Raw genomic sequence first — 20,785 nt, 5'->3', positions numbered from 1 at the left:
ATTCTCCTTTTTAGCGATCGGCCACGGTTGAGGAAGGGGAAGTCCCCCCGGCGGACGGCATGATTCTGACGGGATCGCTATGCACGGCATTCTTGCGCTCGGCAAGCCGCCGTCCTTCGGCGGACTGCAATGCACAGTCCTCGTCGGATGTCGCGGAAAAGCGCACCGCCTCCTCTTCCCAGACCGCATCCAGCGCTTCGGGGGTATCATCCGGCACTTCTTCCTTGACCTTGGAACGATGCATCTCGACATCGCCCTCGGCCCCGATCAGCGCCAGCAGCGCCAACGGCACCAGGGCATGATCGGCATCACGTTCTTCAAGGCGCGCGGTGAGCAGCGCCAGGATATGGCGAATTTCGCCCAACCAGCGGCCGATCTCGGCCTCGTCGCAATGCGAAAGGTATTCCAAAAAGACCGGCAAATGGTCGGGTAGCTCGCGAGCATCCAGTTCAAAACCGGCGGCACTATATTCGGCCATCAGGTCGACCATCGCCTGACCGCGGTCACGCGATTCGCCATGCACGTGTTCGAACAACAGCAGCGAGGTGGCACGGCCCTTGTCGAACAACGCCACATACTCGGCCTGAAGCTCGAGCAGCTCACCTTCCTGAGTACGCTGGCACCAGTCCATCAGCGCGGTCTTGAGAGCCGCCCCCAGGCGGCACTCAGCGTTGATGACTTCGATCAATTCGCCACAGGTATCCTGAAGCGCCTCTGTCGGATAGTCCAGCAAGCGGGCCAGTACGCGCAGGCTACGCATGCCGAGTGCCGGTTCGAACGTCGGTTCGGTCGGCGTCAACTGGATAGTGGCATCAGTCATGACGAGCCTCCTCGGTTTGTTTTTTTGGGTCGAAGACATCCACCGGCTGGACCAGGGTAGTAGTCTGAGACCGGCCATTGAACAGGCTGGGCTTACTCTCGCCATGGCAGCCGTCACCGAAGCTGAAGCCGCAACCGCCGCGTTCGGGGAAGGCTTCGGTGGCCATTTCGCGATGGCTGGTGGGGATCACGAAGCGATCCTCGTAGTTGGCAATCGCCAGGTAGCGATACATTTCTTCCACTTGAGCTTCGCTTAAGCCGACGGCATCGAGCACCTTGGCATCGGTCTTGCCTTCCACATGCTTGCCGCGCATGTAGACACGCATCGCCATCAAACGCTTGAGGGCCAGCACCACGGGTTCTTCTTCGCCGGCGGTGAGCATGTTGGCAAGATACCTGACCGGAATGCGCAAGGATTCGATCTTGGGCATCACGCCGTCGTACTCGACCTTGCCGGATTCGGCGGCGGACTGAATCGGCGACAGCGGCGGCACGTACCAGACCATCGGCAGGGTGCGATATTCCGGGTGCAGCGGCAGCGCCAGGCCCCACTCGATCGCCATCTTGTAAACCGGCGACGCCTGAGCGGCCTTGATCACATTCTCCTGGATACCATCCCGCTTGGCTTGAGCAACCACTTCCGGATCATTGGGATCGAGGAAGATTTCGCACTGACGATGATAGAGGTCGCGCTCGTCCGGCGAGCTGGCTACTTCCTCGATACGGTCGGCGTCATACAGCAGCACGCCGAGGTAGCGAATACGCCCCACGCATGTCTCGGAGCACACGGTCGGCATACCGGCTTCGATGCGCGGATAGCAGAAGATGCACTTTTCGGACTTGCCGGTCTTCCAGTTGTAATAGATCTTCTTGTACGGGCAGCCGGAGATACACATCCGCCAGCCGCGGCACTTGTCCTGGTCGATCAGGACGATGCCGTCCTCTTCACGCTTGTAGATCGCACCGCTGGGGCAGCTCGCCACACAGGTCGGGTTCAGGCAGTGCTCGCACAGGCGCGGCAGATACATCATGAAGGTATTTTCGAACTGGCCGTAAATGTCGGCCTGCACCTGTTCGAAGTTGGCATCCTTGCGCCGCTTGGCAAACTCGGTGCCCAGGATTTCCTCCCAGTTGGGACCCCACTCAATCTTCTTCATGCGCTGACCGGAGATCAGCGAACGGGGGCGCGCCACCGGCTGGTGATCACCGATCTTGGCGGTGTGCAGATGCTGATAGTCGAAGGTGAACGGCTCGTAGTAGTCGTCCATTTCCGGTAGGTCAGGGTTGGCGAAGATATTCGCCAACACCCGCCATTTGCCACCAATACGCGGCTCGATCTTGCCGTCCTTGCGCCGCAACCAACCGCCCTTCCACTTCTTCTGGTTTTCCCACTCTTTGGGATAGCCGATACCCGGTTTGGTCTCGACGTTGTTGAACCAGGCGTATTCCATGCCTTCGCGGCTGGTCCAGACATTCTTGCAGGTCACCGAGCAGGTGTGACACCCGATGCATTTATCAAGGTTGAGGACCATGCCTACCTGGGAACGAATCTTCATTTGACGGCCTCCTGCACGCTGTCATTACCTTCGCCATCCAGCCAGTCGATGTTCTTCATCTTGCGAACCAGAACGAATTCGTCACGGTTGGAGCCGACGGTGCCGTAGTAGTTGAAGCTATAGGAAAGCTGCGCATAGCCACCGATCATGTGGGTCGGTTTGGGGCACACTCGCGTCACGGAGTTGTGAATGCCGCCACGGGTACCGGTCACTTCGGAGCCGGGCACGTTCACGGTGCGCTCCTGGGCGTGATACATCATCACCATGCCGTCCTTGACCCGTTGGCTGACCACCGCCCGCGCTGCGATGGCACCGTTGGCGTTGTAGACCTCGATCCAGTCGTTGTCTTCTATACCGATCGATGCCGCATCGGGTTCGGAAAGCCAGACCACCGGGCCGCCGCGATTCAGCGTCAGCATCATCAGGTTGTCGCTGTAGGTGGAGTGGATACCCCACTTCTGATGCGGCGTGATGAAGTTCAGCGCCTTGCTCGGGTTGCCGTTGTCTTCGGGCAGTTTGAAGCCTTTGGCCGCCTTGGTGTCGATCGGCGGACGATAGACCAGCAGGCTTTCGCCGAAGGCGCGCATCCAGGGGTGATCCTGGTAGAACTGCTGACGGCCGCTGACGGTGCGCCACGGAATCATCTCGTGAACGTTGGTATAACCAGCGTTATAGGAGACATGTTCATCTTCCAGACCTGACCAGGTCGGGCTGGAAATGATCTTGCGCGGCTGGGCGACGATATCGCGAAAGCGAATCTTCTCGTCTTCCTTGGGCAGCGCCAGGTGAGAGTGATCCCGCCCGGTAATCTTGCCCAGGGCACCCCATGCCTTGAGAGCTACCTGGCCGTTGGTTTCCGGCGCCAGGGTCAGAATCATTTCGGCGGCATCGATGGCGCTCTCGATCAGCGGGCGCCCCTTGTGCGGTCCGTCCAGCTTGCGATGGTTGAGCTTGCCCAGCAGCTCGACTTCAGCGTCGGTATTCCAGGCGATGCCTTTGCCGCCGTTGCCGATGCTTTCCAGAAGCGGCCCGATGGACGTGAAGCGCTCGTAGGTTTCCGGGTAGTTGCGCTTGACCTCGATAAGCGCGGGCATGGTCTTGCCGGGAATCGGCTCGCACTCGCCCTTCTTCCAGTCCTTGACCTCCACCTGAGCCAGTTCCGCCGGGGAGTCGTGCTGGTGCGGCAGGGTGACCAGGTCGGTCTCCTCGCCCAGGTGCCCCACGCACACCTTGGAGAACGCCTTGGCGATGCCCTTGTAGATATCCCAGTCGCTGCGCGATTCCCAGGCCGGGTCGGTCGCCGCGGTCAAGGGGTGGATGAAGGGGTGCATGTCGGAGGTGTTGAGGTCGTCCTTCTCGTACCAGGTCGCGGTGGGCAGCACCACATCCGAGTACAGGCAGGTGGTGGACATGCGGAAGTCCAGCGTCACCAGCAGGTCAAGCTTGCCTTCCGGCGCTTCGTCATGCCACACGACTTCTTCGGGCTTCTGGCCGCCAAAATCGCCCAAGTCCTTGCCTTGAATGCCGTGACGCGTACCCAGCAGGTACTTGAGCATGTACTCGTGGCCCTTGCCGGAGCTGCCCAGCAGGTTGGAGCGCCAGATGAACATGTTGCGCGGGAAGTTCTGCGGGCTGTCCGGGTCTTCCGCGGCAAAGCGCAGCTCGCCACTCTTGAGTTGTTGAACAGCATAGTCGGCGGTGGACATACCAGCGGCTTCGGCGGCCTTGGCCAGGCGCAGCGGGTTGGTATCCAACTGAGGCGCCGACGGCAGCCAGCCCATGCGCTCGGAGCGCACGTTGAAGTCGATCAGGCTGCCCGGGTAGTCCTCGGCCTTGGCCAGCGGCGACAGGATTTCCTTGATCTCGAGTTTCTCGTAGCGCCACTGGGAGGAGTGGTTGTAGAAGAACGAGGTGGAATTCATGTGACGCGGCGGACGCTGCCAGTCGAGGCCGAAGGCCAGCGGGGTCCAGCCGGTTTGCGGGCGCAACTTCTCCTGCCCCACATAGTGGGCCCAGCCACCACCACTCTGGCCGACACAGCCACACATGACCAGCATGTTGATCAGGCCGCGGTAGTTCATGTCCATGTGGTACCAGTGGTTCATGCCGGCACCGACGATGATCATGCTACGCCCGTTGGTCTTGTGGGCGTTGTCGGCGAATTCCCGGGCGATGCGCGTGCACTGCGCAGCCGACACACCGGTGATCTTCTCCTGCCAGGCCGGCGTGTAGGGTCGAATCTGATCATAAGAAGTCGCGCCATCATCTTCGCCGTCACCGGTGAAGCCACGGTCGATGCCGTAGTTGGCGCACATCAGGTCGAATACGGTGACCGCCAGCATATCGCTGCCATCGGCCTTCTTCAGGCGCTTGACGGGCAGGTTGTGGAACAGCAGATCATCGGCGGCACCCGCGCCTGCGCCCTTTACATGCTCGAAGTGCTCGTGTTCGATGCCGCCGAAATAGGGGAAGGCCACTCGCGCGACGCTATCGTGGTGCTCGGCCAAACTGAGCAGCGGCTTGATCTCGGTGCCTTCGGCGTCCAGCGATTCGAGGTTCCACTTGCCCACTTCGTCGCCGGTCTCGCCCCAACGGAAACCGATGGAGCCACGTGGCACCACCAGCTGGTCGCGGGTTTCGTCCCAGGCGACGGTTTTCCACTCGGGGTTGTTTTCCTGACCCAGGGCGGCATCGAAGTCGCTGGCGCGCAACTGGCGGCCCGGGGCGAAGCTTCCATCCTCACGCGCTTCGAGTTCCACCAGAAACGGCATGTCGGTATAACGACGCACGTAGTCGGTGAAATAGGCACTGGGCTTGTCGAGGTGGAACTCCTTGAGGATCACATGACCCATGGCCATGGCCAGGGCCGCATCGGTACCCTGCTTGGCGGACAGCCACTCGTCGGTCAGCTTGGAGACCTCGGCGTAGTCCGGAGTGATCGAGACCGTCTTGGTGCCCTTGTAGCGGACTTCGGTGAAGAAGTGCGCATCCGGGGTACGCGTCTGGGGTACGTTGGAGCCCCAGGCGATGATGTAGCCGGAGTTGTACCAGTCGGCGGATTCGGGCACATCGGTCTGCTCACCCCAGGTCATCGGCGAGGCCGGCGGCAGATCGCAATACCAGTCGTAGAAGCTCATGCAGACGCCGCCGATCAACGACAGGTAACGGCTGCCGGCGGCGTAGGAAACCATCGACATGGCGGGAATCGGCGAGAAGCCCAGGATGCGGTCGGGGCCGAACTCCTTGGCGGTATAGACGTTCGAGGCCGCGACCAGTTCGTTGAGCTCGTCCCAGTCGCCGCGCACGAAACCGCCCATGCCGCGGGCACGCTTGTACTGTTTGGTCTTGGCCGGATCCTCGACGATGGAGGCCCAGGCATCGACCGGGTCAGGGTGCGCCTTGAGCGCTTCGCGCCACAGCGCCAGCAGCGGCTTGCGAACCAAGGGATACTTGAGGCGGTTGGCGCTGTAGAGATACCAGGAGTAGCTCGCGCCACGCGGGCAGCCACGCGGTTCGTGGTTGGGCAGGTCGGGGCGGGTACGCGGGTAATCGGTCTGCTGGGTTTCCCAAGTGACCAGGCCGTTCTTGACGTAGATTTTCCAGCTGCACGAGCCGGTACAGTTCACCCCGTGAGTGGAGCGCACCACCTTGTCATGCTGCCAGCGGGAGCGGTAACCATCCTCCCAGCTACGGGATTCATCACGGCTTTCGCCGTGGTCGTTAGCGAAAGGCACACGGGCCTTGCGGAAGAAATTCAGCCGATCTATGAAATGACTCATGGTCGATCTCCAGGCTCCTCGAAAATTTTTTGTTACCTGCTGGACAGGTTCCATGGAGTCGATTGTGAGGGAACGACCAGCGGATTACTGCGTGATTACCTCCATATACACCCTCTCTACCTCCAAGGGGATAGATGCCTGAAACCAGGGGGATAAGCCGATATCCCAATCATCAAAAGAATAAAAAGAAGGCTTTCCATGAAAGTACCGACACCCGCCCGAGCGTTCAAAAGACAGATATCAGGAAGAGAGACTAGCGGAGGTGGGGTTGGCATGGTCCCACAGCATCAGCAACATACAGACGACCAAGGCGCCATACAGGAACATGAAGCCGGCGGTACGAATACCAATCCATTCATTGCCTAGCACGAACATCAACGGCACCACGGCCGCGAACAGGCTACCCAAGGTCACTGCCAGGCCACCGACCAACGCCATTTGATTGACATGATCTCGGTGTATCAGACGCATCAAGCTGCCCTTGCCAATGCCCATGGCCATACCCATGACCACCAATAAACCGACGAAGACCGATAAGGAGGTGCTTACGTGCACCATCACTTCGCCGTGCACCCCCTCGATGCGCATCTCGAATGAGGGGTAGGAAAGCAAGAACAGGCACGCCAGCACGCAGGCGCTCACCCACCAGCGCAGCGTACGAAAATCTCGCCAGTCGGCCAGCATTCCTCCCAGAACCTGACCGACTCCCCCGGAAAGTGGGAACAACAGTGCCCACAAGGCGGCTGTTTTAAGCGGCAATTGATATTGCGCCGCCAGATAGCCCGGTAACCATAGGGTTAACGCCACAAAAGCACCGAAGAAGTAACTATAGATAAGCGCCAAGCGCCAGACCTGGCGTCCGAACAGGCTGGTTATCGCCAATGAATATGTCTTGCGAGAGGAGGACGGGTGTCGTCTATCTATCGAATCGGCATCGTGATCGGCAAACAGCCATAACAGCACCGCTACCACCAATACCGGCAACAAATAAAGCTTGGGCGCCATTCGCCACCCATAGGCTTCGCTGATCAAAGGCAGCAACAAATAACTCAAGCCCGCCCCTAACATGCCGGCACCATACAGGCCAAGCGCCAGACCGACGCGTTGACGCGGGCACCAACGCGCCACGTACACCAACCCGGCCGCCAGCGAGCCGGCACCCAAGCCCAGCCCCGCACCAGCGGCGATAAACTCTCGGTAGTTAACGGCATGTCCGATCCACCATAAAAAGGGGCAGATCAGCAGCAGACACCCGACCATCACGCGCCCACCCCCCTTACGCTCCGCCAGGCGCGCCATGGGTAAGCTCGCCAAGGCACCGGTCAGCATGGGTACCGTCAGTAGCACGGCGAAAGCCACATCCCCAAAGCCCAATGCGTCTTGCAGCTCTATACCCAACACGGCGAAAATCGTCCAACAAGCGAAAACCAGCGCAAATGCCAGTGGAGACAACACCACCACCACCAGCGAGCGATAGCCATTGGACACCTCAGCGATGAGGGCTTCCTTGGCAGGTATCATAGGGTTGAACTCGCGAGGATATTGCTGGATTCTCGTCATAACCACGCGAACCGTCAAAAGGGCATTGGAGGTATTCTTTAAGGGAGGCTGCGCCTACCTAGTAGGGTATAATTGAGTGGTTTTGATACCACTCCAAGCCACTATTCCAAGCCACCATGCCATTCGTCATGCCTGTGCGGAGGTCGTTCGACCCGATGAAATTACTCCAACGCTCGTTGGTTGCTCGTATCATTGCTTCGCTGTTAGCCATCAGCAGCATGGTGGTGATCAGCATCGTGGTGACCATCGTGGTCGCGGGAAGCAGCCGCGGCGACGCCGCCGCCATCAATATGGCGGGTTCGCTACGTATGCATACCTACCAGATCGTCGCCGCGCTTCAACGTTATCAGCAGCAGCCAGGCGCAGAAAATCGTCAGCAGGTACAAGCGCTGACCCAACGCTTTGATTCGCGCCTGACAAGCATCGAACTGACCAACGCGATTCCCGACGATGCAAATCATGACCTCCAGGAGCAGCACCAACTGATCATCCAACGCTGGGAGCAAGAGCTGTCCCCGCAGCTGGAAGCCGCCATTGGGGGTGAGCCAGTAAGCAACATAGCGCTCAACCAGACGCTCGACAGCTTGGTCGCCGATATTGAGACGTTGGTGACGCTTCTTGAGCAAAATACCGAAGCCAAGATTCATTTATTGAGCGCACTGCAGTTACTTTTCCTGGGGCTTACCATCGCGGTGGTAGCGATTGCGCTTTTTGATATTCGCCACAACCTGACGCGCCCTCTGCATCAGTTGGTGATACTTGCCAGAGAGACTGCACATCATAACTTCCAATACCGCACCCACCTCAAGGGTAGCGACGAACTTGCCTTGCTGGGTCGCACTTTCGACGATATGTCCGAGCAGCTGGCGGCAAGCTACGCCACCCTGGAAGAAAAAGTCTCACGCAAGAAACAGGAACTCGAGCGCAGCAATCAGGCGATGCAGTTGATGCACGATGCTAGCCGCACCTTGTATGGTGGGGGCAACGATCTATGCTCAAGTGCCGCCCCCATGCTGCGCCAGCTGGAAACCCTGCTTGGGCTGGGCCCCATCCGGCTGTCGCTTAATGATCCTGTCGATCATCGGCAAATGCCCGTCCTGGAAACGCATTCACATACACGTCCGGTGTATTGTCGGGATCAGGAATGTCATGCCTGCCTGATCGACCCTCAGCCCCTGGAGATCATGGCAAGCGACCAGGCTCAGTGTTTACTCCTGCCTATCAGCGTGGGCGATGCCATGCTTGGCACCCTGGAAATCTGGCATCCACAAAAGCAGCTCGCCGACAGCACTCGGCGCTTACTGACCGTACTGGCAGATCAGTTGGCCACTGCAGTATATCTGCAACGCCGTATCGAGGAGCAGCAGCAAGTAACACTTATCAACGAGCGCACCACTATCGCCCGGGAGCTTCACGACTCTCTGGCTCAATCACTGTCTTATCTCAAAATGCAGGTGGCACGCCTGGAGCGTATGCAGGAGAAGGAAGTTCCACGCGAGGCCCAGAGCGCGGTCTTCGATGAGCTGCGCACCGGTCTCAACAGTGCCTACCGCCAATTGCGCGAGCTACTCACCACGTTCCGCCTCAAACTGGATGCTCCCGGCCTGCACTCGGCGCTGCGCCAGACCACCGGCGAATTCGCCGACCGCATGGCAGTGCCGGTGGAACTTTTCTATGACGTGCCGCCTTATCTGCTGAACCCGAACGAGGAAATCCACGTCTTGCAGATCGTTCGGGAGGCGCTGGCCAATACCCATAAACACGCCCGCGCGCATTGGGCCGCCGTCACCGTGCGTTTCGCGCATGCGCGGCTATGGGTGAGCGTTGAAGATGACGGCATCGGCCTGATTGATGACCGCTCTCCACCCCTGCATTATGGCCTGGTCATCATGCGCGACCGGGCCGAGACCCTAGGCGGAGAATTACACATCAGCAACCGTCAGGCGGGGGGGGTTAAAATCGAGTTCGAATTCACGCCCACTACCGCTCGCTTGATTCAACAACAGCCTGATATGGAAGACGCTTTCGCCTCTCAACCTGGAACGAGAACATCGTCATGACGCTAACGCCAGCCACAGAGCCAACCACCACCGAGCCGCCCGCCACCCTGTTGATCATCGACGACCACCCTTTATTGCGTCGTGGGGTCGCCCAATTGCTCGAACTGGAAGATGATCTCGAACTGGTCGGCGAAACCGGCAAACCTGAAGAAGGCATTGAACTGGCACTCAAGTTCGAACCTGATGTCGTGTTGCTCGACCTGAATATGCCGGGGATGAATGGGCTGGAAGTTCTGCGCCGCCTGCGCGACGCCGACTACAGCGGGCGTGTGGTGATGTTTACCGTCTCAGACCATGAGGATGATGTGGTCGCCGCCCTGCGCACCGGTGCCGATGGCTACCTGCTCAAGGACATGGAACCCGAGGACATGGTGCGCCAGCTCCGCCAGGCCGCACTCGGGCGTATGGTGATCAGCGACAGCTTGACCGCCTTGCTCGCCGAAGCCCTGCGTAACCAGCGCACCGCGCCCGCAACACCCGATATTCATAGCCTCACCCAGCGTGAACGCGAGATTCTCCGCGAGCTTGCAGGCGGCCTTTCGAACAAGCTGATCGCGCGCAAACTCAACATCACCGAGGGCACGGTCAAGGTTCACGTCAAGCACCTCTTGAAGAAGCTCAACCTGCGCTCGCGAGTGGAGGCAGCAGTCTGGGCCGTCCAGGAGGGCCTCGAGCACTGAGCAGGCCCGTCGCCAATACTGGATACCTCCAAATACCCCTCAGGCCGACAAGGCCTCTCCACTAGAGAGGCATATCGCCATTAATCACTTTTAAATCAGATATATACAAAAACACCCCTATACCTACAGAGAGGTATAGGGGTGTTTTTATGCCTTTCTTGAGCCATTTCCTCTTTCGCCATCGTGACGTATCTTTCGCCTCAAGGATCATTTTCAACAGACCTTTGATGTGCATGCCGAAAATACGGCACCGCCATTCAAATGAAAGCGTCGTTCCACGAAGGGGAATCGCCATGAGCAAAAAAAATGCCGACATCGAACGCTGGGATGTCGAGGATGAACAATTCTGGGAGCAGGAGGGCAAGAAGGTTGCCAACCGCAACCTCTGGATCTCCATTCCCAGTCTCTTGATGGGCTTTGCCGTCTGGCTGATGTGGGGCATGATCACCACCCAGATGCAGAACCTGGGCTACCCCTACAGCATCGACCAGCTGTTCACCCTGACTGCCCTTGCCGGGCTTGCCGGCGCCACCCTGCGCATTCCCGCTTCCTTCATGATTCGCATCGCCGGCGGGCGCAACACTATCTTTTTGACCACGGCACTACTGATGATCCCGGCGCTGGGCACCGGTATCGCGCTGATGAACCCCGGCACGCCTTTCTGGGTATTTCAGGCACTGGCGCTGCTCTCCGGCATTGGCGGGGGCAACTTCGCCGCCTCCATGAGCAATATCTCCACGTTCTTCCCGAAGAAGCAGCAAGGCTATGCCTTGGGTATGAACGCGGGCCTGGGCAACTTCGGCGTCACCACCATGCAGATCCTGATTCCTCTGGTGATGACGGTGGGCATCTTCGGCGGCCTTGCCGGGGCACCCATGGCCCTTGAAAGCGCGAGCGGCACCCTGATCGGGCGCATAGAGGCAGGCACCGAAACCTGGATCCAGAACGCCGCCTTCATCTGGCTGGTGTTTCTGATTCCGCTGGCCTTCGCCGGCTGGTTCGGCATGAACAACCTGCGCACTATCACGCCCAACCCGGGCACACCAGCCCAGGCTTTCGGCAAGATCCTGGGACTCTATGGTGTAGGGCTTGTGACCTCGGTGATCGGCATGCTGGCGCTGGTGTGGCTTAACATGTGGATCGCGCTGCCGCTGACCATCCTGATCACGGTATTCGCACTGCGCCTGATTCCCGGCGACATTCAGCCCAATATCCAGAAACAGTTCGCCATCTTCAACAACAAGCATACCTGGTCGATGACGGTGCTCTATATCGCCACCTTCGGTTCCTTCATCGGGTTCTCCGCGGCCCTGCCGCTGTCCATCAATGTCATCTTCGGCGGCATGATGGAGATGGGTGCCGATGGCATCATGACGCGAGTCGACAACCCCGAAGGTCCGAGTGCCTTGACCTGGGCTTGGATAGGACCCTTCGTCGGCGCGCTGATTCGCCCGGTAGGCGGCTGGATTTCCGACAAGGTAGGCGGCGCCATCGTCACCCAGGCAATCTCGGTGGTGATGGTCCTGGCTTCCGCGGCCGTGGGTTACGTGATGATGTTGGCCTACAACGCCACTGATCCCAACAGCTACTTCCCCATCTTCCTGATCCTGTTCATCGCGCTGTTCGCCGCCAGCGGCATCGGCAACGGCTCCACGTTCCGCAGCATCGGGGTGATATTCGACGCGCAGCAGAAGGGCCCGGTACTGGGCTGGACTTCGGCTGTGGCCGCCTATGGCGCCTTCATCGCCCCACGGGTGATGGGCGAGCAGATCCAGGCCGGCACCCCCGAACTTGCCATGTACGGCTTCGCGATCTTCTACGCGCTCTGCCTAGTGGTCAACTGGTGGTTCTACCTGCGCAAGAACGCCTATGTGAAGAATCCCTGAATCCGTCGAGAGGCGCCCACGACGGGTGCCTCGCCGCTATCCGTTCGAGGTCACCAAAATGAAGATCATGCTTGCCTATGACGGCTCCCGGAACGCCAGACTGGCCTTGGAGGAGACCATAAAGATGTTTCGCCCAAGCGAACCCACCCTGATGCTGGTGGGCGTGGTGGAAAACCCCCGGGATGCCACGGATGCCAACGAGGACATGTTTGAGGAGGAATATGAGGAGCTCAAGGGGCATTTGAAGGAAGGCGTCGAGATCGCTGTCAAGGAAGGCTTCGAAGCCGAGCTCCTGATCGCCGAGGGCGATCCGCGCAAGCTACTCCTGCAGGCCACCCACAAGCAGAAACCCGACCTGCTGGTGATTGCACGCCACAGCCACGAACCCGACCCGAGCTTTATCGCCAAGTCGCTCAACGCTATCTTCGACGAGTTCGACTACATGACCTTCGGCAGCGTCAGCTCATTTCTGACCCGCCGGGCCGAGTGTCCGCTTCTGATTCTTCCCACAGGCGACACCGGAAACAAGGAATAGACGACCATGAAAGCCTCTGCCGTGTTCAAGGTAAAAAATCCGGAGATCAGGGCTCTGCACCTGACCTGGATCGCCTTCTTCATCACCTTCTATGTGTGGTTCAACATGGCGCCACTGGCGTCGAGCATGCTCAAGAGCGTTGACTGGCTGACCTCGGACGACCTCAAATTATTCGCCATATGCAACGTCGCCCTGACCATTCCGGCGCGCATCATCGTGGGCATGGCACTGGACCGCTTCGGCCCGCGCCGGGTGTTCTCCGTGCTGATGGTGACCATGTCAATTCCGGCACTGGTGTTCGCCTTCGGCAACACCATGGCGCAGCTTCTCATCTCGCGGCTGGTGCTGAGTTCCATCGGTGCGAGCTTCGTGGTGGGTATCCACATGACCGCACTGTGGTTCAAACCCCGCGATATTGGCTTTGCCGAGGGCTTCTATGCCGGCTGGGGCAACTTCGGTTCCGCCGCCGCGGCCATGACCCTGCCCACCATCGCCATCACCATGTACGGTGGTGATGACGGCTGGCGCTGGGCCATTGCCCAAAGCGCCATCGTGATGGCCGCCTATGGCGTCTATTACTGGTTCGGCATTACCGATGGCCCTGACCCCAAGGCCCACCGCAAGCCACGCAAGGCGGCCGCCATGGAAGTCAGTACCTGGGCCGATATGATCAAGCTGATCATCTGGACGATTCCGCTAGTCGGGGTGCTCGGCATTCTTGTCTGGCGCATTCAGGACATGGGCTACCTTTCCACCACAGGGGCGATGGTCGCCTACTTGGCGATTGTGGCCATCATTATCTATCAGATTGTGCAGATTCTCAGAGTTAACATTCCAATTCTGAAAAAAGGTGTGCCGGAGGACGACAAGTATCCCTTCAGCAGTGTGGCTGCACTCAACAGCACCTACTTCGCCAACTTCGGCGCCGAGCTTGCAGTGGTCTCGATGCTACCGATGTTCTTCGAGGAAACATGGGGACTCAGTGCCGCCATGGCTGGGGTGATCGCTGCCTCGTTCGCCTTCGTCAACCTGGTGGCCCGCCCGATGGGCGGCATGGTGTCGGATCGCATGGGCAACCGCCGTTTCGTCATGCTCAGCTACATGTTCGGCATCGGCATCGGCTTTGTGATGATGGCCATGCTCAATTCAAGCTGGCCGCTGATCGTGGCGGTGGCCATTACCATCTTCACCTCCTTCTTCGTGCAGGGAGCGGAAGGCGCGACCTTCGGCATCCTCCCTTCGATCAAGCGCCGCATCACCGGGCAGATCTCGGGAATGGCCGGTGCCTACGGCAACGTGGGGGCGGTGGTCTATCTGACCATCTACACCTTCGTCACGCCCACCCAGTTCTTCTACATTATCGCCGCCGGCGCCTTCCTCAGCTGGTTGATCTGCTTTCTCTGGCTCAAGGAACCGGAAGGCGGCTTTGACGAAGAATACTATGTCTCCTCTGTCGATCGCATGCTCGAGGAACAGGGAACTGCCAAGGTACAGAAGTAAAACCGCAAAAAGGCTGATCATTCTCAGCCCGGACGATGGCCGGCAACCGGCCATCGTCCTTTTCAGTTTTTGCAGAAAATCTCATGGCTTCCCAGCGTTTCAAACTGACTTCAGTACTCATCGCCAATACCTTCGCCTTTACCATGTGTTTCATGGTTTGGACCATGTTCGGCGAAATCGGCGTGTCTATTGCCGAACAACTAGCGCTCAACGGTACCCAGTTCGGTATTCTTCATGATCCTGATGCTCATCGTACCGCCGATCTGGATGGTGCAGTTCGCCACCGAATACTGGCAGTTTCTGGTACTTGGTGGCTTTATCGGCCTGGCTGGCGGTTCCTTCTCTGTAGGTATCACTTACACTGCCAAATGGTACGAAAAGGATCGTCAAGGCCTGGTCATGGGCATTTTCGGTGCCGGTAACGCCGGGGCTTCAGTAACCAAGTTCACAAGCGGCGGTAGCTGGTAGCGGTAAGCTATCGAACCAGTTCGAAGAGCTGAATCCTTGAGTTACTTCAGCCATCAGGTGCTTCAATAGCCCGGATTTTTAGTCATTGAATTATGGATAGACCGCAGGCATGGCCTGGAAATCGAGTCTATGCTGGAGATAAGGTGGTCTGGAATATTTCATAACGTCTGTTTAGCGAGGTGACTCATGCCAATCCCAGCTCTTCTCTCCAGCTCAACGAAACGTTGGTTGCTTCTTCCTTTATGTTTCGTCGCTCTTCAAGCCATGGCAAACGAAAGCTACGACCTGACGTTTGAGGGTGATGGCAGCTTTTCCATACCTCATGCCGGCCACAGCGTTCACGCGGCTATCGTCGATATCCATGCTGATGAGGTCGTGGCCAAGCAGTCGGAGACCATTTCGGGTACCGAAGACCCCGCCTTCTTTTTCCACTTCTCTGACGCACTCGAAGAAGGCAAACTCTACGATCTGCATTACTGGATCGATTCCAACTTTGGTGGCGGTAAAGAAGGGGTTTGCGACCCTGTGGATATCGACCATCAATGGCGTATTCCGCTCGGCGAGCCCAGCGGGGATATGATCGAAGTGGCGCGGCATGCTCCCGTGGAACAGGCCCCGGTCTGCGACACCTTCGAATGATCCGGTGAAGGCCTCAGCCCAACACTTCTCAACCCTCAACCCAACCAGGAAAGGGGACTATGGTGAATAGCCGCCCCCAGCATGTAAATAAATACCGCCACCGCCACAAGCGCGCCCACGCCACGAACCAGTGGTGTCGGGCCACGCTTGATGGCGATCGTCCCCACTCCGATATAGACCACTAAAGCGATCAGTTTTGCAGCCAACCACGGGGGCTGGTGTGGCCACATTGAGAGCATCACCATCAGAGTGACACCCAGGGCAAGCAAGCTGGTGTCAATCACGTGGGGTAACACCCTCACCCAACGTTGCCCGAGCATGGGCGACTCGCGCACCGACCACCAGGCGCGTAGCATGAAAAAACCGATGCTCAGCACAGCGGCAGTGACATGCAGATGCTTGATCAGGAAATAACACTCCATGGCGCTCACTCTCGGATAAAAGAAGGCCCATTGTGCTGCAGATGAAGGGCGGCTTCCATCAGCGTAAAACGATGTTTTTCTGAGCCACCACCGCAGAGGCAAAGCTACGAAAGCTCGCACCGGGGTTGGTATTTGATGCTTCAGGCCTTAAGATGTATACATAAAGCATCTTAAATAATTCCCTGAGGTACTCCCTATGCTGTCTCATGAACAGGAAAAGCTGATCGACGCCACGGCCCCGGTCGTCGCCGAACATCTCGACGCCATCACCCAGCGCTTTTATCCAATAATGTTTAGCCGCTACCCGGAGGTCAAGCCGTTATTCAATGAGGTTAATCAGCAAAGCGGCGAACAACCTCGCGCCTTGGCGAGCGCCGTGCTGGCATATGTGCAACTGCGCCGTAACCCCGCCCAAGCACGTGCCACATTGGCTATCGTGGTCAGCAAACATGTCTCCTTGGGTATTGTGCCGGAGCAGTATCCCATCGTCGGCGAATGTTTGATGGCAGCCATCGGCGAAGTACTCGGCGATGCCGTGACACCGGAAATCGCCGAGGCCTGGACCGCACTCTATAACGAACTCGCCGGTCTGCTGATCGACCTTGAAGACCAGCGCTATCTCGAATTCGAGCAAAGCCCGGGCGGCTGGCGTGGCACGCGCCGTTTCCGTATTGCCGATACTCAGCAGGAAAGTGCGGTGATTCGTTCTTTTGTGCTGGAACCCGAGGATGGCGGCGCCGTGGCCGACCACGAGCCGGGCCAGTATATTGGCGTGCGCCTGCTCATCGATGGAGAACCGGTCTATCGCCACTACAGCCTTTCGGCAACCCCCAATGGCCGCAGCTATCGGCTTTCGATCAAGCGCGAAGCAGAGGGTCAAGCCAGCCGCCATTTCCATGACGTCCTGCAACCGGGTGATACCTTGGAACTGCTGCCCCCGGCAGGCGACCTGACCCTGATAGACGGTGACGAACCCCTGCTGCTGGCCAGTGGCGGTGTCGGCCAGACGCCCTTGCTGCCCATGGCACGTCATGCCTTGGCGCTTGGACGCCAGGTGGTATATCTGCACGCCGCCCTGGATGCCGAGCATCACGCCTTTAATGACGAATTGGAGATACTCAAGCGCGAGTATCCCGAACGCCTTCAGGCTATCAGCATTCATGAACGGGGTAGCAATGCTGATCATATTGGTCGCATCGACCGCACCTTGCTGGCCCGCTATCTGCCCAACGCCAAGACACGCTGCTATTTCGTGGGTCCCCAGGGTTTCATGACCGCCATTAATGGTGCCTTGTCCGACTTGGGTGTCAACGAGGACCGTCGCCATTTCGAACACTTCGGCCCCTCGCGCCCTCTCGACGTGGTTTGACAGGCCCTCGGCTCACTTGAGTGATGCTCTGAAAAAAGCGGCCCTGGCGTTAGTTGCCGGGGCCGCTTTTGTATGGGTTCGGAAAATCCGCTCCACCATGACTCGGGTCAAAGGTTGGCAATAAATAGGCGACTAAGATACTCGGGTTTTCATCGTGAAGAGTCTCTGCCATGGAACTTGTATGTCCCGCCGGCAACCTGCCTGCCCTGAAACGTGCCGTCAACGAAGGCGCCGATGCCGTGTATTTCGGCTTCCAGAATACCACCAATGCCCGCCAGTTTGCCGGCTTGAACTTCACCGACAAGCGCGCCCATGAGGGCATCGACTACGCCCATGCCCATGGAAAACGGGTATTTTGCGCTATCAATACCTACCCTCAACCCGACGGTTGGCAACAATGGACCCGCGCCGTGGATCAGGCTGTCGAATTGGGTGTGGACGCCCTGATCCTCGCCGATATGGGGCTGCTCGACTATGCCACTCGCCACCATCCGAACGTGGCTCGCCACCTCTCGGTACAGGGGTCGGCCACCAGCCATGAAGCGCTGAAGTTCTATCATGAACAATTCGGCATCAAACGTGCCGTGCTACCAAGAGTATTGTCGATCACTCAGGTACGTGACCTGGCCAGGCAAACCCCGGTGGAACTTGAAGTCTTCGCCTTCGGCAGCCTATGCATCATGGCCGAAGGGCGCTGCTATCTTTCTTCTTATCTTACCGGAGAGTCGCCCAACACACGCGGGGTCTGCTCACCGGCGGCCCATGTGCGTTGGGAGGAAACCCCGCAGGGATTGGAGTCACGCCTCAACGGCGTACTGATCGACCGCTATGCCGATGGCGAGCGTGCGGGCTACCCAACCCTGTGCAAGGGACGCTTCGAAGTGGATGGTGAGACGTATCACGCCATCGAAGAGCCCACCAGCCTCAACACCCTGGAGCTGCTCCCGGAGCTGAAGGGATTGGGTATCAGCGCAGTCAAGATCGAAGGCCGGCAACGCAGTCCCGCCTATGCCTCGAAGGTAGCCAGCATCTGGCGCCAGGCGCTTGATCGCCTCGAAGAAGCACCCGATCGCTTCCATCCGGATTCCACCTGGATGGCCGGTCTCGCAGAGCTCTCCGAGGGCGCCACCACTACTCTGGGCGCCTACGAGCGTCGCTGGAAATAGGAGATCGTATGCCATCCACGACTCAGTCCCCGCAAATATCTCTCGGCCCGGTGCTTTACTACTGGACACGCGACCACTACGCCGACTTCTACCGTGAGGCGGCCGATTGGCCGGTGGATATCGTCACCCTGGGCGAAACGGTCTGTTCAAGACGCCGCGACATGAAACTTGATGACTGGTTGGGTATCGGTCGGGAGCTTTCTCAAAGTGGCAAGCAGGTGGTGCTCGCCAGCCAGACCCTGATCGAATCCGAAGCCGATTTGCGCGATTTACGCAAGCTCTGCGATAACGGTGACTTCATCGTCGAGGCCAACGATCAGAGTGCCCTGCAACGTCTGTCCAGCGCTCGCCTATCCTTCATCGCCGGGGCCGCACTCAACCTCTATAACCCTGCCACTCTGGGCGTAATGGCCCGTGCCGGCATGCAACGCTGGCAGGTGCCGGTGGAAATGTCGCGGGAAGACTTGGCTCGACTTATCGATGATTGCCACCAGACGGGTGTGAGCCAACCCTGCGAAGTATTTGCCTATGGTCATCTGCCGCTGGCCTGGTCGTCACGTTGCTTTACTGCACGGCGTCACCAGAAACCCAAGGATCGCTGTCAGTTCGTCTGCCAGCAATACCCCGAAGGCTTGGCGCTGCGCTCACAGGAGGCTCACGATGTCTTTACCTTGAACGGTATCCAGACCCTTTCCGGCGCTTGTCAGGATTTAAGGCATGAGCTTTCGGCCATGACCGAGATGGGTGTTTCAGTGGCGCGCCTTAGCCCACGTGCCACAGGCATGGCTGAGGTAGTCAAAGCCTTCGATCAGGCCCGCCACGGTAAGCTTCCGGCACCGGATCCACTGGCGCTGGTAGACGCCGAGATGTGTGATGGCTACTGGTACGGCCGCCCCGGCATGGACAACAGCCGCACCCAAGCTGGCTGAAACAAGGAGCGTCCTATGTGCCAAGCACAACACGACACCTTAGCCGGCACGATTCACCTGCCGATTGCCGGCCTGACGCCCATGACCACATTGGACTACCCCAACCACTTGGCTTGCGTGGTATTTCTGCAAGGTTGCCCGCTACGTTGCGGCTACTGTCACAACCCCCAGATGGTAGACCCGAGACGCGGCAAGCCCCACGAATGGCAGGAAGTGAAACAATTCTTGGCCAGCCGCCGCGGCCTACTCGAAGCGGTAGTGTTCAGTGGAGGAGAGCCGACGTTGCATAATGGTCTGACTGGCGCGATTCAGGAGGTAAAGGCAATGGGCTTCAAGGTTGGCCTGCATACTGCCGGCCTCTATCCTGAACACCTGGCCCGGCTGTTGCCACAGCTGGACTGGGTCGGCCTTGATGTGAAGGGGCGTGGACAGGATTTCGACCGGATATGTGGTCGCCCTGGCATCTGGCAACGCCATAGCCATAGTCTCGTAGCGCTGCTCGACGGCGATATCGACTTCGAATGTCGCACCACGGTGCACTGGAAGGATTTCACGCTTGCCGAGGTGGAACGCCTGGCGTTGACACTTGCCGACTGTGGTGTGCGTCGTTATGCACTTCAGGTGGCTCGCACCGACCAGTGTATTGCCCCTGCCTATTGCCAAGCGGTTCTCAACGCTCCGCCCATTTCGATGCTGACGGCCCTGGTCAAACGTCTAACCCCGTATTTCGAGCGTCTCGAGCTGAGGCAGTGAAGTATTCAATTTTCAGGAGGATTTTTACGACCGTCTCAATCTCTGCGCGCCAGACGCTCCAGCCCCATCAATACCTCGCCCAAGCGTCCTTGGGCGAGGCCTTCTTCACAGCCATCCAGTAAATTCTTGAGCATCAGACCCAACTCGGTATCCCCCTCAATCAGTAAGCGACGCTGAAAAAAAAGGCTGTCTGGATCTTCACGGCGAGTGGCAAGACACAGAAATTCCCGCCAGCCTCCTCGGATAGTCGCCTCTCCTATCTCATGACACAGTACCAGATGCTGAGCCTCGAGCGTCAGGTTTAGCGCTACCCCTACATCGTCGATCGCCAGGGTGATACGACGCCCCTCCAGCGCATCGAACTCGCCCTCTTCGAGGGGCGCGGCAAAGGTACGGTTGAGTAGGGGTTCGATGAGACACCGCTTGATAGCAAAGGGAACCCGAGGATCGAGAAGGCGAATCAGCCGGCTAGGGGCCGGTGGAAGGGGCAGTGAAGAAGACGGCATGGGAACAGGAAAAGGCAGCAATGACATGACAAACACTCCGGGGCAAACACATCAACAGGAAACTCCGTGCTGCTCATCCTAGGCGCTGCCATGATTCTTCGCACTGACATGCATCAAGGCCACCTAAAGGAGCCTGCACCACTTGGCGCGCGCTCTAC

At 58.6% G+C, this 20,785-nt stretch carries 17 protein-coding genes; 11 read left to right on the top strand and 6 right to left on the bottom strand.

The window, feature by feature from the left end; translation table 11 throughout:
- Positions 1–10 precede the first annotated feature (10 nt).
- The 4 genes from narJ to LG290_RS01490 all read right to left on the bottom strand — a co-directional run bounded on the left by narJ (position 11) and on the right by LG290_RS01490 (position 7,675).
- Positions 11–820 carry a nitrate reductase molybdenum cofactor assembly chaperone gene (gene narJ / locus LG290_RS01505; RefSeq protein ID WP_499835955.1) on the bottom strand — a complete coding sequence of 270 codons (810 nt, stop codon included), beginning with the start codon at positions 818–820 and terminating at the stop codon, positions 11–13.
- Positions 813–2,375, bottom strand: coding sequence for a nitrate reductase subunit beta (gene narH / locus LG290_RS01500; RefSeq protein WP_499835954.1), 1,563 nt, complete (start codon positions 2,373–2,375; stop codon positions 813–815). The genes narJ and narH overlap by 8 nt, the downstream gene beginning before the upstream one ends.
- Complete coding sequence (locus LG290_RS01495) at positions 2,372–6,154, bottom strand: nitrate reductase subunit alpha (RefSeq protein WP_499835953.1); 3,783 nt, start codon at positions 6,152–6,154, stop codon at positions 2,372–2,374. The genes narH and LG290_RS01495 overlap by 4 nt, the downstream gene beginning before the upstream one ends.
- A gap of 240 nt (positions 6,155–6,394) precedes the next feature.
- Positions 6,395–7,675: an MFS transporter gene (locus LG290_RS01490; protein WP_499835952.1), complete on the bottom strand. Its 1,281-nt coding sequence runs from the start codon at positions 7,673–7,675 to the stop codon at positions 6,395–6,397.
- 194 nt (positions 7,676–7,869) lie between these two features.
- On the opposite strand from LG290_RS01490, the gene LG290_RS01485 reads away from it, so the two are divergent.
- The 7 genes from LG290_RS01485 to LG290_RS01455 all read left to right on the top strand — a co-directional run bounded on the left by LG290_RS01485 (position 7,870) and on the right by LG290_RS01455 (position 15,482).
- The gene (locus tag LG290_RS01485; RefSeq protein ID WP_499835951.1) at positions 7,870–9,774 is read left to right on the top strand and encodes a type IV pili methyl-accepting chemotaxis transducer N-terminal domain-containing protein; all 1,905 of its coding nucleotides are present in this window, start codon (positions 7,870–7,872) and stop codon (positions 9,772–9,774) included.
- Complete coding sequence (narL, locus tag LG290_RS01480; protein ID WP_499835950.1) at positions 9,771–10,454, top strand: two-component system response regulator NarL; 684 nt, start codon at positions 9,771–9,773, stop codon at positions 10,452–10,454. Before LG290_RS01485 ends, narL begins: the two co-directional genes overlap by 4 nt.
- 293 nt (positions 10,455–10,747) lie before the next feature.
- Positions 10,748–12,340 (top strand): MFS transporter, encoded by a 1,593-nt coding sequence (locus tag LG290_RS01475; RefSeq protein WP_499835949.1) that lies wholly within the window; start codon positions 10,748–10,750, stop codon positions 12,338–12,340.
- A gap of 58 nt (positions 12,341–12,398) precedes the next feature.
- On the top strand, positions 12,399–12,875 hold the full coding sequence (locus LG290_RS01470; RefSeq protein ID WP_499835948.1) for a universal stress protein: 477 nt from the start codon (positions 12,399–12,401) through the stop codon (positions 12,873–12,875).
- A gap of 6 nt (positions 12,876–12,881) precedes the next feature.
- On the top strand, positions 12,882–14,375 hold the full coding sequence (locus LG290_RS01465) for an MFS transporter (RefSeq protein WP_499835947.1): 1,494 nt from the start codon (positions 12,882–12,884) through the stop codon (positions 14,373–14,375).
- Between the two features lie 234 nt (positions 14,376–14,609).
- Complete coding sequence (locus tag LG290_RS01460; RefSeq protein WP_499835946.1) at positions 14,610–14,843, top strand: MFS transporter; 234 nt, start codon at positions 14,610–14,612, stop codon at positions 14,841–14,843.
- A gap of 228 nt (positions 14,844–15,071) precedes the next feature.
- Complete coding sequence (locus LG290_RS01455; protein ID WP_499835945.1) at positions 15,072–15,482, top strand: hypothetical protein; 411 nt, start codon at positions 15,072–15,074, stop codon at positions 15,480–15,482.
- A gap of 35 nt (positions 15,483–15,517) precedes the next feature.
- On the opposite strand, the gene LG290_RS01450 is transcribed toward LG290_RS01455, so the two are convergent.
- Positions 15,518–15,904, bottom strand: coding sequence for a SirB2 family protein (locus LG290_RS01450; RefSeq protein WP_499835944.1), 387 nt, complete (start codon positions 15,902–15,904; stop codon positions 15,518–15,520).
- Between the two features lie 196 nt (positions 15,905–16,100).
- On the opposite strand from LG290_RS01450, the gene LG290_RS01445 reads away from it, so the two are divergent.
- The 4 genes from LG290_RS01445 (at position 16,101) to LG290_RS01430 (ending at position 20,121) form a co-directional block, all read left to right on the top strand.
- The gene (locus LG290_RS01445; protein WP_499835943.1) at positions 16,101–17,273 is read left to right on the top strand and encodes a globin domain-containing protein; all 1,173 of its coding nucleotides are present in this window, start codon (positions 16,101–16,103) and stop codon (positions 17,271–17,273) included.
- 170 nt (positions 17,274–17,443) lie between these two features.
- Positions 17,444–18,439 (top strand): ubiquinone anaerobic biosynthesis protein UbiU, encoded by a 996-nt coding sequence (gene ubiU, locus LG290_RS01440; RefSeq protein ID WP_499835942.1) that lies wholly within the window; start codon positions 17,444–17,446, stop codon positions 18,437–18,439.
- Between the two features lie 8 nt (positions 18,440–18,447).
- A complete protein-coding gene (locus LG290_RS01435) occupies positions 18,448–19,368 on the top strand; it encodes a U32 family peptidase (RefSeq protein WP_499835941.1) in 921 nt (306 codons plus the stop codon).
- A gap of 15 nt (positions 19,369–19,383) precedes the next feature.
- Positions 19,384–20,121: an anaerobic ribonucleoside-triphosphate reductase activating protein gene (locus tag LG290_RS01430; protein WP_499835940.1), complete on the top strand. Its 738-nt coding sequence runs from the start codon at positions 19,384–19,386 to the stop codon at positions 20,119–20,121.
- A 35-nt stretch (positions 20,122–20,156) separates the two neighbouring features.
- Here LG290_RS01430 and ubiT read toward each other — a convergent pair whose 3' ends face one another.
- Entirely contained in the window at positions 20,157–20,654 is a 498-nt protein-coding gene (gene ubiT / locus LG290_RS01425) for a ubiquinone anaerobic biosynthesis accessory factor UbiT (protein WP_499835938.1), read from the bottom strand.
- Between the last annotated feature and the right edge of the window lie 131 nt (positions 20,655–20,785).

This window comes from Halomonas sediminis (assembly GCF_044871105.1).
Taxonomy (GTDB): domain Bacteria; phylum Pseudomonadota; class Gammaproteobacteria; order Pseudomonadales; family Halomonadaceae; genus Vreelandella; species Vreelandella zhuhanensis.
The sequence above is the reverse complement of the archived record's forward strand: the minus strand, read 5'-3'. Positions and strand labels throughout refer to the sequence as shown.